13 protein-coding genes are annotated in these 12,770 nt (G+C 75.7%); 5 read left to right on the forward strand and 8 right to left on the reverse strand.

Features of this window, described 5'->3' with window-relative positions; translation table 11 throughout:
• Nucleotides 1–210: 210 nt before the first annotated feature.
• The 3 genes from ACSNOA_RS19610 (at nt 211) to ACSNOA_RS19620 (ending at nt 3,390) form a co-directional block, all read left to right on the forward strand.
• Nucleotides 211–1,569, forward strand: coding sequence for a molybdopterin-dependent oxidoreductase (locus ACSNOA_RS19610; protein WP_436660283.1), 1,359 nt, complete (start codon nt 211–213; stop codon nt 1,567–1,569).
• Entirely contained in the window at nt 1,562–2,104 is a 543-nt protein-coding gene (locus tag ACSNOA_RS19615) for a hypothetical protein (RefSeq protein ID WP_436660285.1), read from the forward strand. The genes ACSNOA_RS19610 and ACSNOA_RS19615 overlap by 8 nt, the downstream gene beginning before the upstream one ends.
• A gap of 185 nt (nt 2,105–2,289) precedes the next feature.
• Nucleotides 2,290–3,390: an L-dopachrome tautomerase-related protein gene (locus tag ACSNOA_RS19620; RefSeq protein WP_436660287.1), complete on the forward strand. Its 1,101-nt coding sequence runs from the start codon at nt 2,290–2,292 to the stop codon at nt 3,388–3,390.
• Nucleotides 3,391–3,424: 34 nt separating this feature from the next.
• On the opposite strand, the gene ACSNOA_RS19625 is transcribed toward ACSNOA_RS19620, so the two are convergent.
• The 8 genes from ACSNOA_RS19625 to ACSNOA_RS19660 all read right to left on the reverse strand — a co-directional run bounded on the left by ACSNOA_RS19625 (nt 3,425) and on the right by ACSNOA_RS19660 (nt 10,071).
• Nucleotides 3,425–4,015 (reverse strand): VOC family protein, encoded by a 591-nt coding sequence (locus tag ACSNOA_RS19625; RefSeq protein WP_436660289.1) that lies wholly within the window; start codon nt 4,013–4,015, stop codon nt 3,425–3,427.
• 377 nt (nt 4,016–4,392) lie between these two features.
• A complete protein-coding gene (locus ACSNOA_RS19630) occupies nt 4,393–5,091 on the reverse strand; it encodes a RibD family protein (protein WP_436660291.1) in 699 nt (232 codons plus the stop codon).
• Nucleotides 5,088–5,741, reverse strand: a complete 654-nt coding sequence (locus tag ACSNOA_RS19635; protein WP_436660293.1) for a GTP cyclohydrolase II — start codon at nt 5,739–5,741, stop codon at nt 5,088–5,090. The genes ACSNOA_RS19630 and ACSNOA_RS19635 overlap by 4 nt, the downstream gene beginning before the upstream one ends.
• A gap of 59 nt (nt 5,742–5,800) precedes the next feature.
• On the reverse strand, nt 5,801–6,733 hold the full coding sequence (locus ACSNOA_RS19640; protein ID WP_436660295.1) for a lysylphosphatidylglycerol synthase domain-containing protein: 933 nt from the start codon (nt 6,731–6,733) through the stop codon (nt 5,801–5,803).
• A gap of 64 nt (nt 6,734–6,797) precedes the next feature.
• Entirely contained in the window at nt 6,798–7,613 is an 816-nt protein-coding gene (locus tag ACSNOA_RS19645) for a class I SAM-dependent methyltransferase (protein WP_436660297.1), read from the reverse strand.
• Entirely contained in the window at nt 7,610–8,692 is a 1,083-nt protein-coding gene (locus ACSNOA_RS19650; RefSeq protein ID WP_436660299.1) for a glycosyltransferase family 4 protein, read from the reverse strand. Before ACSNOA_RS19650 ends, ACSNOA_RS19645 begins: the two co-directional genes overlap by 4 nt.
• Nucleotides 8,689–9,087, reverse strand: coding sequence for a 6-pyruvoyl trahydropterin synthase family protein (locus tag ACSNOA_RS19655; protein ID WP_436660301.1), 399 nt, complete (start codon nt 9,085–9,087; stop codon nt 8,689–8,691). The genes ACSNOA_RS19650 and ACSNOA_RS19655 overlap by 4 nt, the downstream gene beginning before the upstream one ends.
• 3 nt (nt 9,088–9,090) lie before the next feature.
• Complete coding sequence (locus ACSNOA_RS19660; RefSeq protein ID WP_436660303.1) at nt 9,091–10,071, reverse strand: zinc-dependent alcohol dehydrogenase; 981 nt, start codon at nt 10,069–10,071, stop codon at nt 9,091–9,093.
• Nucleotides 10,072–10,164: 93 nt separating this feature from the next.
• Here ACSNOA_RS19660 and ACSNOA_RS19665 point away from each other — a divergent pair, with 93 nt between their 5' ends.
• Nucleotides 10,165–10,971 carry a CDP-alcohol phosphatidyltransferase family protein gene (locus tag ACSNOA_RS19665; protein WP_436660305.1) on the forward strand — a complete coding sequence of 269 codons (807 nt, stop codon included), beginning with the start codon at nt 10,165–10,167 and terminating at the stop codon, nt 10,969–10,971.
• A complete protein-coding gene (locus ACSNOA_RS19670; RefSeq protein ID WP_436660307.1) occupies nt 10,971–12,704 on the forward strand; it encodes a sulfatase in 1,734 nt (577 codons plus the stop codon). Before ACSNOA_RS19665 ends, ACSNOA_RS19670 begins: the two co-directional genes overlap by 1 nt.
• Nucleotides 12,705–12,770 lie beyond the last annotated feature (66 nt).

Consider the following 12,770-nt stretch of genomic DNA (forward strand, 5'->3'; position numbering starts at 1 on the left):
CCGTCCCCCGACCGGACGGGCCGGTACGGCACCTCCGTTAAGAAGTCGGCAACAGAACACCCCCCGTCCGGGTCCCCCGACCCGCCCGCCGCAGACCTCATGATCAGCGGGGTGGGTGCGGGTGGGTTGCCGTAAAGCGGGCCATCGGGGCACGGCGGTCGGCCACCATGACCGGGGAGGGTCGGCCAGCCGAGCAGCGGAGGAGGCACGGTGCCGCGGAGCGATCCCGGGCCCCCGGTCGAGGAGCGGGACGACCCGGCGGACGGCTACGGCGCGCCCCGGCGGCTGTGGCGGGCCCTCGACCGACGCCGGCCACCCGGCACCGACGCCATGACCCGGGGGTGGCGCAGCCCGCTGCGCGGGCCGTGGCTCACGTCGGTGTTCGGGGCGGTGCTGCTCGCCACGCTGCCACTGGTCATCGTCACCGGGCTGCTGGACTACGCCGCGTACGCCCCCCGCTTCGGGCAGGCCTTCCCCACCGACGTGGGCTGGCTGCGGCTGCCGTACTTCGACTGGCCGACGCGGCCGGCCTGGCTGTTCCGGCTCACGCAGGGCCTGCACGTGGGCCTCGGGATCGTGATCATCCCGGTGGTGCTGGCCAAGCTCTGGTCGGTGATCCCGAAGCTGTTCGACTGGCCGCCGGCCCGCTCGGTGGCCCAGGTGCTCGAACGGCTCACCCTGCTCCTGCTCGTCGGGGGGATCCTCTTCCAGATCGCCACCGGCCTGCTCGACATCCAGTACGCGTACGTGTTCGGGTTCGACTTCTACACGGCGCACTACTTCGGCGCCTGGGTGTTCACGGCGGCGCTCGTCGCACACGTGACGCTGAAGCTCCCCCGGATGGTGACCGCGCTACGCTCCCGCTCCGTACGCGCCGAGCTGCGTACGCCCCGCGCCGCCACCCGGCCCGAGCCCGCCGACCCGGACCGCCTCGTGCCGGCCCGGCCCGCCGTGCCCACCGTGAGCCGGCGCGGCGCGATCGCGCTGGTCGGCGGCGGTTCCCTGCTGCTGGCCGCGCTGACCGTCGGGCAGAGCGTGGACGGTCCGCTGCGCCGCACGGCCTGGCTGTGGCCGCGTGGGCAGGACCCGGGCGGCGACCCGAACGGCTTCCAGGTCAACCGGAGCGCCGCGGCGGCGGGCATCCGGACCGCCGACACCGGCCCCGGGTGGCGACTGACGCTTCGGGGAGCGGGGCGCACCACGACCCTCGACCGCGCCGCGCTGCTCGCGATGGCCCAGCACACCGCCCGCCTGCCGATCTCCTGCGTCGAGGGCTGGTCGACCGTGCAGACCTGGACCGGCGTACGCCTGCGCGAGCTGGCCGCTCTCGCCGGGGTGCCGGAGCCGGCGTCGGCGCACGTCGCATCGCTCGAACGCGCGGGGCTGTTCCGGCAGGCCACCCTCCAGTCCAATCAGGTGCTCGACCCGGACTCGCTGTTGGCGCTGCGGGTCAACGGGGCGGACCTGAGCGCCGACCACGGCTTCCCCGCCCGGATCATCGTCCCGGCGCTGCCCGGTGTGCACTGCACCAAGTGGGTGGCCAGCATCGACTTCCGCGGCGATGGCTGACCCGATCGCGCGCCTGCGGGCCACGTACGGCGCGGGCCCCCGGCACGTGGTCGTCCTGCTGCTCTGCTTCGCGGTCACCGGCTGGGTGGCGCTGCGCCTGTCCGGCGAGGTGGCGGCGTGGCACACGCTGCTCTGGTTCGTCGGCGCGGTGGTCTTCCACGATCTGGTGCTCTTCCCGGTGTACGCGTCGGTCGACCGCGCGCTGCGCGGCGCGCTCGGCGTGGGCCGCCGGCCGACCGGTGACCCGTCGCGCGGCGCCCCGCACCGGCCGGCACCGGACGGCGTACGGCTCGCCCTGCTCAACCACCTGCGGGCGCCGGCGCTCGCCGCCGGGCTGCTGTTCCTGGTGTTCCTGCCCGGCCTGTTCGGATGGGGCGCGGACACCTACCGGGCCGCGACGGCCGAGGAACGGGTCCCGTTCCTGGCCCGCTGGCTGGCGCTCAGCGGGGCGCTGTTCCTGGTCAGCCTGGGGTGGTGGGCGATCCGGTGGGCCCGGTGGCGCAGCCGGGCCGGGCGGCGGAACCCGCCGCGGTGACCGCGCCGGTGCCGGACGTCGAGGGACACCCTGCTGCGACGGCCCGGTTTCAGGCGCGCCTCGACGGGAAGCACGGGGGCGGTCCCTCGCGGGACCGGCGCGCGCCACCACCGAGGGGGTACGTCCATGGCAAGCCTGAACCCGGCCACGACCCGCGACACGGACCGGCGCACCGGAGGCGTCGCGTGAACGGGCCGGTGGGCGACGAGCCGGTCGGCGAGCTGGAGCTGGTGCACACGTTCACCGGCCCCATGCCGACCGGGGTCACCGTCTCGCACCGCGGGCGGATCTTCGTGAACTTCCCCCAGTGGGGCGACAACCCCCCGGCCACGGTGGTCGAGCTGCGCGACGGGAAGGAGGTGCCCTTCCCCGACGAACGCTGGAACTCGCCCCAGGCCAACGACGACAGGCAGGCGTTCGTGTCCGTGCAGTCCGTGGTGGTCGACCCGGCCGACCGGCTCTGGGCGCTGGACACCGGCAGCCCCATGTTCCAGCCCACCAGGCCCGGCGGGCCGAAGCTGGTGCGGATCGACCTGGACACGAACAGCGTCGCGCAGGTCATCACGTTCCCTGCCGACGTGGCGCTGCCCAGCACGTACCTCAACGATGTCCGCTTCGACCTGCGGCGCGGGCCGGGCGGGCTCGCGTACATCACGGACTCGGCCTCGTCGGGCCCGAACGGCATCATCGTGGTGGACCTGGCCACCGGCCGTTCCTGGCGGCGGCTGCACGACCACCCGAGCACCAAGGCGCAGTCCCTGCACGGGTACCGGCTGATGGTCGAGGGCCGGCCGCTGCTGGAACGGCCGGCGGACGGGCCGCCGAAGCAGCTCACGATGGGCTCGGACGGCATCGCCATCAGCGCCGACGGGACGCGGCTGTACTACTGCCCGCTCGTGTCCCGCCGCCTGTTCAGCGTCTCCACCGACGCGCTCGCGGACGCCTCGCTGCCGGACGAGGAGATGACCGACGCGGTGATCGACGAGGGCGACAAGGGCACCGGCTCCGACGGGCTGGAGAGCGACGACGCGGGGCGGCTCTACTTCACGTCGTACGAGCACAACGCGGTCTTCCGGCGCCTGCCGGACAAGCAGTTCGAGACGCTGGTGCACGACCCGCGGCTGCTCTGGCCCGACACCATGTCGGTCGCCGTCGACCGGCACCTCTACGTCACCGCCAACCAGCTGCACCGGCAGCCGCAGTACCAGGGCGGGCAGGACCGGCGGCGCAAGCCGTACGCCCTGTTCCGGACGCCCATCGACGCGGGACCGGTGCTGCTGCGCTGAGCGTGCGACATCGCGCAGGCGTTCTACCGGCCGCTCACGTGGGCAGCTCTTCGCCGCTCTGCTCGTTCACCATGTACTGCGCGTACCACCCGGGCCAGTCCTCGTCCGGCTTGCCGGTGCGCTTCTCGTGCTCGCCGTGGGCGGCCTCCGCGCGCCGGAGCGCGCTCGCCAGGTCGCTCACCGAGCTGAACGACGTCTCGCCGGGCTCGAGGCGGCCGGGCAGCCGGGTCGTGACCTCCTGCAGCAGCCAGATGTTGCCGTCCGGGTCCTGGAACGAGGCGCGCGAGAAGTAGCTGCGGCGTTCCGGGTCCATGCCGCTGACCGTGCCGTTCGGTGCGGTGTGGAAGATCTCGCTGATCTCGACACCCGCGGCCACCAGCGCGTTCCGCGCGGCCTCGATGTCGGACACGATGAGGTACTCCTTGGCCGACCCGGGCGCGGCCGTCGTGAGGTTCGGCCCGAACTGCACCGAGCAGCCGGAGCCGTGCGGCGTGTACTGGACGATGCCGGGCGGTGTCTTGTCGAGCCGCCATCCGAGGTGCCCGTAGAACTCCTTCGCCCGGTCGACGTCGGAGACGGGAATGACGACCACCTCGAGCTTCATGTCGATGTCGGCGATGCCCACGCGGCCTCCCTGGAACTGGATCATGGCGTCAGAGGCGGGTCCCCGTCATCACGCTACTGTTCCCCGACCTGCGCGGCGGCCGGTTCGCGAGACCGGCCGGACCGCCGCGGCCCCGGCCACGGAGGGTGACTTCCGCAGCCGGCTCCGCCCCACGCCTCCGACGCTTTGCTCTGCACCCACCGATGCACCAGTCACGCTCGGTGGTGGCCCGCGGTCCCGCCCTCGGCGCGGCTTCGCAGGCCAGGCCACCTGGTGCCTATAAGGGTGCAGAGCAAAGCGTCCGCGGCGAGCACGGCGGGCCCGCGCCCGCGTCACCCTTCGTGATGCTGACGGAACGTCAGATCCGCTGCGCGACGTCAACGCCGGTGGCGGCCCCCTCAGGACGCGCAGCGGTCGGAGAGGGCGTACCGGACCAGCACCACGTCACCGATCTGGCGGACCTCGGCCACGGTGGCCCGCCGGCCCGGGTGCCACGGGTACCGCCCGTCGGTCACGAACCGCGGCGCCCGGCAGTCGCCCACGAAGAACGGCGCGACCACCAGGTGCAGCTCGTCGGCGAGGCCGGCCGCGAGGAACTGCGCGTGCACCGTCCCGCCACCCTCCACCATGAGCCGGCCTACGCCGCGCGTCGCCAGGTCGGCGAGCACGTGCCCCAGCTCCACCGGCTCGCCCGCGTCCACCACGTCGGCCAGCCGGCCGACCCGCTCCCGGGTCTTCTCCAGCACGCCGGACGCGCAGTACACGACCCGCTGCGCGTCCCCCGCCGTGAAGAACCGGGCCGCCGGGTCGAGGTCGCCCCGGGCGGTGACGGTCACCTTGACGGGCGAGGCCGGCAGACCGCGCGCCACCCGCTCGTCGCGCCGGCGCGGCGAGCGGACCAGCAGCCGCGGGTCGTCCCGGCGTACGGTGCCCGCGCCGACGAGGATCGCGTCGCAGCTCGCCCGGACGGCGTCGACCCGGTCGAGGTCGTCGTCGTTGGAGAGCAGCAGCCGCTGCTCGGTGGCGTCGTCGATGTAGCCGTCGATCGAGGTGGCGCAGCTCAGCAGCACGTACGGCCGCGCCGGCCGCGGCGTCACCGGAGGGCGGGAAGGTCGGGGGTACGGGCCGCCCGGCTGGCCTTGGCCGCCAGGTAGTCGGCGTTGGCCGGGGACAGGTACAGCCCGGTCGGCACCCGCTCGGTCACCGTCACGCCCAGCCGGTCGAGCTGGATCGCCTTCTCCGGGTTGCTGCTCAGCAGGGTGATGGCCGGTACGCCGAGGGTGGCCAGCATCTGTGCGGCGGCGCTGTAGTCGCGCTCGTCCTCGCCGTGGCCCAGCGCCACGTTCGCCTCGTAGGTGTCGAGCCCGGCGTCCTGGAGGGCGTACGCGTCGAGCTTCGCGTACAGGCCGATGCCCCGGCCCTCCTGGCGCAGGTAGAGCAGGAACCCGCCGGCCCCGGCGATCCGCTCCACCGCCTCCCGCAGCTGCGGACCGCAGTCGCAGCGCTGACTGCCGAACACGTCCCCGGTCAGGCACTCGCTGTGCGGGCGCACCAGCGGCGCGGGGCCGCCGGCGGCGTACCGGTCGAGCGCCCCCGCCCAGTCTCCGAGGCCGAACGCCAGGTGCTCCCGGTCGTCGACCAGCCCCTTGAAGGTGAAGAGACGGGCGGTCGTGGCGTACCCGTCGGGGAACCGCAGTGGCACGGTGACCTGGGTGCGTACCGTGGCGACAGGGAGTGCGTCTGGCATGTGTCTCCTTCGTCCGGCGCGGCCCCACCCGACCGCGCGTACCGGCACCGTGTGAACACTCAACCACGCACGGGTGTTTCCCGCCGCCCTAGCGGAGCGCGGATCCGCCGACCGAGCAGGACGGCGGCGCCGGGCAGACTCGCCACGAGCACGAGCGCGCCGTACACCGTCGCGGTCGCCACGCCCTGCGCCGCGGTGAGGCCGGCGGCGCCGAACGCCCACGCGGCCACGCCCTCGCGAGGGCCGAAACCGGCGACGTTGAGCGGCAGGCCCATGGCCAGCAGGGCGAGCAGGGTCAGCGGCAGAAGCCGCGACAGCGGCGCGGTGGCGCCCGCGACCCGGGCCGCGAGCAGGAACGTCGCGAGGTGGCCGCCGACCATCACCGCGGACGCGAGCAGCACGCCCAGCCAGGTCCGCCCGGCCAGCAGTCCGGCCCGGACGTCGGTGACGGCCGCCCGCAGGGCCCGCGCCCAGCGGGACGGCCCGGCGTGCGGCACCACGCGGGCGAGCAGCACCACGACGAGGCCGCCGGCCGCCAGCAGCGCGGCCGCCGCCGGCAGGTAGGCGCGCACCGGCGAGGGGAAGGCCGCGAGGACCACGAGCGCGAGGCCGGCCTGCACGACCTGGCCGGCCGTACGCTCCCACACCACCGCCCGGACGCCCTGGCCCACGTCGCCGGCGTCCCGCCCGTGTCGGACCGCCCGGTGCACGTCGCCGAGCACCCCGCCGGGCAGCGTCGCGTTGAGGAACACCGCGCGGTAGCAGTGCGCCACCGCCGTACGCAACGGCAGCCGCACCCCGAGCCCGTCGGCGACCAGACTCCACCGCCAGGCCCCGCAGACCGTGGTCAGCGCGCCGATCGCGAGGGCCGCGCCGAGCGCCGGGCCGTCGATCAGGGCCAGCCCGGCCAGAAAGGGCCCGCCGCCCACCTGCCACAGCAGCGCGCCGAGCAGCCCGAGGCCGCCGAGCGCGCGCGCCCATGCCCAGACCATCCGCGCCGGCCTCCCATCGAAAGATCGTTCTCTCTCTAAGGCACGGGCGGCGGGCCCGAACGGTTCATCCGGCGAGCAGGTCCCGGTGCTCCACGACGACGGCGAGCCGGCCGGCGGCGGCCTCGGCCAGCCGGCGGCGCACGTATCCGGCCGCCCGGACGGCCAGGTCCGGCCGCTGCTCGCAGGCCGCGCCCAGCCAGCCACGCAGCCACTCGGCCGTCAGCTCGGCCTGCTCGGGGCCGAGCAGCCACGGGCTGGGCCGCGCCTGGACGGGCACGCCGTGCCGGGCGAACGCCGCCGCCGTGGCGTCGACCGCGTCCGGGCCGAGCAGGCGCCGGCCGTCGACGGCGCGGCGCTGGTGGTCGTTGAACGCGGCCGCGAACTCCGCGTCCCACGGGTCGGCGGGGGTGAGCCGGACGCCGCCGGTCACCGAGATCATGAACAGGGTGGGGCGTCCCGCGCCGGCGCAGGTGGCCACGACCCGCTCGACCTCGTCGGCGGTGAACATGTCCAGCAGCGCGGAGGCGGTCACCAGGTCGGCGACCGCGAGGTCGGCGGCCGTGAGCCGGGTGAGGTCGGCGCGGCGGGTGGCCACGGTGACCGGCGCGCCGTCGGCCGCGCGGACCGCGTCGACGGCGGCGTGGGCCAGCAGCTCCGGGTCGCGGTCGTACAGGACCCAGTGCTGCGGGCCCGGCAACCGCGGGGCCAGCCAGCGGAGCATCGATCCCGTGCCGCTGCCCAGGTCGTGGATCGTCAGGGGTCCGGCGGCCGGCAGCCGGTCGCGGACCGCGTCGACGAGGTCGGCGGCGCGGGCCGCCGCGTCGGCCGCCTCCCGGAGGCCGAGCCACGCCGCGAACGGCAACAGGACCCCGGTGCTCACGCCGCCGCCCCCGCGAGCGCCGCGGCGACCCGCGCCGCCGTGTCGGACCAGCCGGTGAGCGTCCCGCGCCGCCCCGCGGCCGCGCGCCGCAGCTCGTCGCGCAGGTCGGCGTCCCCCAGCCAGCGCCGCAGGGCCGCGGCCAGCGCCTCCGGATCCTCCGGCGGCACGAGCAGCCCCGGCGTCGCACCGTCGGGCGCCCGGCCCAGCGCCTCCGGCAGACCGCCCACCGCCGTGCCGAGCACCGGCACGGCACGCGCCAGGGCCTCGACGACCACCATGCCGTACGTCTCGGCGCGCGACGGGAGCACCAGCAGGTCGGCCCCGGCGTACGCGGCCGCCAGCTCGGCGCCCGTCCACGGCCCGACCAGCCGGACCCGCTCGGCGAGCCCCGCGGCGGCCAGTCGCGCCCGCAGCTCGGCCACGAACTCGGGCTCCCGGGTGAGCGCACCGACGCAGACGCACGTCCACGGCAGGTCCGCGACCAGCGTCAACGCCCGGGCCAGCACGTCGTGCCCCTTCGTGGGTGTAACCGCGGCGACGCAGAGCAGCTCTCCTCCCGTGCCGGTGCCCGCCGCCGGGGACGCCGGATCCACCCCCGGTGCGGCCACGTGCACCCGGCCGGGCGGCAGGGCGTACCGGTCGAGCAGCCGTGCCCGCGTCCAGGCGCTCGTGGCCACCACCGCCCGCGCCGCCGCCAACGCCCGGGCCTCCGCGTCGTCGCCGAGCGGCATGTGCACGAGGACGACCAGCCGCAGCCGGCCGGCCTGCGGCGCCAGCACCTCCGGCGTCGCCGAGGCGACCAGCCCGTCGAGCAGCACGAGCGCGCCGTCGGGCAGCGCCGCGAGAACCCCGGCGAGGCCGGCGCGGGCGGCCCGGTCGGGCCGGGGCCAGTCACCGGCAACGGCGTGCTCGTGCACCGTCCAGCCCAGCTCGGCCAGCCCACGGCAGACCCGCCGGTCGTAGTGGTTGCCGCCGCTCGGCGAGGCCGGGTCGTCGATGTCGTTTGGCAGCACCACGTGCACCTCGCCGACGCCGACGGCCTTTCCGACCTCCGGCGCGGAGGCGGCGCGACAACTCACAGCGCCCGTTCGTAGCTGGCCCAGGCCACGTGCGACTCGTGCAGGGTGACGGTGACGCCCGCGAGACCACGGGCGCCCTCGCCGAGGCTGCCGGCGTGCACCCGCTCGACGAGCCGGTCGGCGACGGTACGGGCGAGCACCTCGGTGGTCGTGTTGACGCCGGCGAACGCGGGCTCGTCGTCCAGGTTGCGGTAGGTGAGCGCGCCCAGGACGTCCTTGAGTTGCTCGGTGGCCAGGCCGATGTCCACGACGATGCCGTCGTCGTCCAGCTCGGCGCGGCGGAACGTCGCGTCCACGACGAACGTCGCGCCGTGCAGGCGCTGCGCGGGCCCGAAGACGTCCCCGCGGAAGCTGTGGGCGATCATCATGTGGTCACGGACGGTCACACTGAACACGGATCACTCCCCGTCGTAGGTGATGAGGTGGCAGAGGGCGGGCAGATCGCCCGAGGTGAGGCGGCTCATGACGTCGGGCAGTTCCGCGAAGCGGGACTCACCGGTGATGAGCGCGTCGAATGCGGGGTCGTCGAGCAGGTCCAGGGCGAGCGCCAGCCGGTCGGCGTACGTGCGGCTCCCCCGCCGTGCCGGCGCGACCATCCCCACCTGGCTGCCGCGGATGGTCAGCCGGCCACTGTGGAACGACCCGCCCAGCGACAGCTCCACGGGGCGGTCGCCGTACCAGCTCAGCTCCACGACCGTGCCCTCGGGCACGAGCAGCTCCAGCGAGCGTTGCAGGCCTCCGGCGGTGGCGCTGGCGTGCACCACGAGATCCCGGCCGCCGGCCGCGTCGTCGGGCGCCGCGAACTCGACCCCGAGCGCCCCCGCGATGCCGGCCCGGCCCGGGTCGGTGTCCACGAGTTGGACGTGCACGCCGGGGAAGCGGGCGAGCAGGGCCGCCACGCAGCAGCCGACCATGCCGGCGCCCACCACGGTGACCCGGTCCCCGACCAGCGGGGCGGCGTCCCACAGCGCGTTCACGGCGGTTTCCACGGTGCCGGCCAGCACCGCCCGCGCGGGCGGCACCCCGTCGGGCACCGGGACCACGGCAGACGCCGGCACCACGTACTCGGTCTGGTGGGGGTACAGGCAGAAGACGCTTCGACCGAGCAGGTCCTCCGGGCCCTCCTCGACCACGCCCACGTTGAGGTAGCCGTACTTCACGGGCGCCGGGAAGTCGCCCTCCTGGAAGGGCGCGCGCATCGCGGCGTACTGGTCGGGCGGCACTCGGCCACCGAAGACCAGCGTCTCCGTACCGCGGCTCACCCCCGTGTAGCAGGTGCGGACGCGCACCTCGTCGGCGCCGGGGTCGGCCACCCGCACCGGACGGATCGCGCCCCGACCGGGCGAGTCGAGCCAGAAGGCGTACGCCTCACGGGTCACCGGCAGCTCCTTCCACTCGCGTCCAGACCGAACCGAACGGCCGCGCCATCCGTGTTCCCTCACAGAGTCGTCGATCATAAACACGGAGGCACGGTGGGAACGGTTCGAACTGGTCCGTGGGTCGGGCTCGCCGCCCAGGTCGTCCTGCTCGCCGTGCTGGCCGGCACCGTCGGCGTCGGCGGCGCGGGGTGGCTGGCGGGCGCCGGCTACGGCGTGGTGAGCGGCGTGGCGCTCGCCCGGGGGCTGCGCCGGGCGGGGAGCCGGCGGCTCGGCCCGGCCGACCGGGTGACCCTCGGCCGGTCGGTCCTCGTGGGCGCCGTGGCCGCCCTCGTCGCGGACGGGCTCGCGGGCCGGCCCGCGCCGGTCGCGCTGCTGGTGACGCTCGCCGCGGTGGCGCTCGCGCTGGACGCCGTCGACGGCCGGGTCGCGCGCCGGACCGGCACCGCGAGCGCTCTCGGCGCCCGCTTCGACATGGAGGTCGACGCGTTCCTCCTGCTCGTGCTCAGCGCGCGGGTCGCGCCGGCCGCCGGGGCGTGGGTGCTGGCCATCGGCGGGATGCGGTACGCGTTCGTGGCCGCCGGCTGGGCGCTGCCGTGGATGCGCGGGACGCTGCCGCCGCGGCTGTGGCGCAAGGTGGTCGCGGCGACCCAGGGCGTCGTCCTCGCCGCGGCCGTCGTGCTGCCCGCGGCGCCGGCCACGCTGCTGCTCGGCGTCGCGCTGGCCCTGCTCGTCGAGTCGTTCGGCCGGGACGTGCTCTGGCTGTGGCGGCACCGCCCGCTGCGCCCCCGGACCCGTCCGACGGGGTCGCCGGTCCGGCCCGTACCGCCGGCGGCCGGCACGCCCGACCGGCCTCCGGCGCTGGCCGGCAGTGGCGCCCGCGTCGAGCGCTGGGGGCACTGATGGGGGCGCGCGCCGACCGTCCGGCCCCGACCGGCGACGTCGGACCGGACGGACGGCCGGGGGCGGCGGAACGTACGCCCGTCGGTGCGGCGGCCGGCGGGCGGCGCGGAAGCCGGCGGGTGGCCTCCGCGGTGCTCACCGTGCTCGCCGGGCTGCTGGTCGTGGCCGCCCTGGTGGCGCCGGACCGGCCCGACCGGCTCACCCCCGGCGCGTTCCTGCGGATCCCCCTGGAGGGGCTGCTCGGCCTCGCCCTCCTCGTCGCCCTGCCGCGCCGGGGGCGGCGGGTGGTGGTGCTGGTGGCCGGCCCCGCGCTGGGCCTGCTCGCCGTGCTGCGCCTCGCCGACCTGGGCTTCCGGACCACTCTGGACCGGCCGTTCGATCCGGTGCTCGACTGGACGCTGCTCGACGACGCGTACGGCTTCGTCCGCGACGCGGCCGGCCGGGCCGGCGCGGTCGGGGCGGCTGCCGGCGCGCTGCTGGTCGCCGCGGCGGCGCTGCTGCTCATGACGCTCGCCGTGCGACGGGTCGCCCGGCTCGTGGCGCGGCACGACCGCGTCGCCACCCGGGTGACCGCCGCGCTGGCCGTCGCCTGGGTGGCGTGCGCCGCGTTCGGCGTGCCGGTGGCCGACGACGGCACGACCGGCCTGGTCCACGCGCACGCCGCCGCCGTGCGGGAGCGGCTGCGTGACCGCGGCACGTTCGGCGGGGAGATCGCCGTCGACCGGTTCCGGGACACCCCCGGCGACCAGCTGCTGACCGCCCTGCGCGGCAAGGACGTGGTCCTCACGTTCGTGGAGAGCTACGGGCGCAGCGCCATCGAGGACCCGGGGCTCGCCGCCGGCGTCAACCCGGTGCTCGACGAGGGCTACGCGCGGCTGCGGGCCAAGGGGTACGCGGCCCGCAGCGGCTTCCTCACCTCCCCCACGTTCGGCGGCGGCAGCTGGCTCGCGCACGACACCCTGCTGTCCGGCCTGTGGGTCGACAACGAGCAGCGCCACCGGGCCCTCCTGGCCAGCGACCGGCTCACGCTCAACGGCGCGTTCCGGCGGGCCGACTGGCGCACCGTGGGGGTGCTCCCGGCCGCCACGCAGCCCTGGCCGGAGGGGGTGTTCTTCGGCTACGACCGCTACTACGACGCGGCCGCGCTCGGCTACCGCGGCCCCAAGTTCGCCTACGCCCCGATGCCCGACCAGTACACCCTCGCCACCTTCGAGCGCACCGAACGCGCCATCGCCGACCGGCCGCCGTTGATGGCCGAGATTCCGCTCATCTCCAGCCACTCCCCCTGGACCGAGGTGCCCCGGATGATCGGCTGGGACGAGGTGGGCGACGGCTCCGTCTACGCGAGCCCCGCCGCCAGCGCCGAGGGCACGGACGGGGCGGGGCACGGCGCCGCCCAGGCGCGCGCCGGGTATCGGCAGGCGATCGCGTACTCGCTGGAGAGCCTCGTCTCGTACGTCGAGACGTACGGCGACGACGACCTCGTGCTCGTCTTCCTCGGCGACCACCAGCCGGCGCCGGTGGTGACCGGGCCGGGCGCCAGCCGGGACGTGCCGATCACCATCGTGGCGCGCGACCCGGACGTGTTCGACCGGATCGCGGGCTGGGACTGGCAGGAGGGCCTGCGCCCCGGGCACGACGCGCCGGTCTGGCCGATGGACGCCTTCCGGGACCGGTTCCTCACGGCGTTCGGACCGACGACGCACGTGGCGGCGGCCCGGCCGGTGCGGTAGGCGGCCGTGCTGTTCCTCGCCTCACAATAGGCAGCCTGAACTGTTCAGTCTGAACTGACGGTATAG

The organism is Micromonospora sp. URMC 103, assembly GCF_051386435.1.
Lineage (GTDB): Bacteria > Actinomycetota > Actinomycetes > Mycobacteriales > Micromonosporaceae > Micromonospora.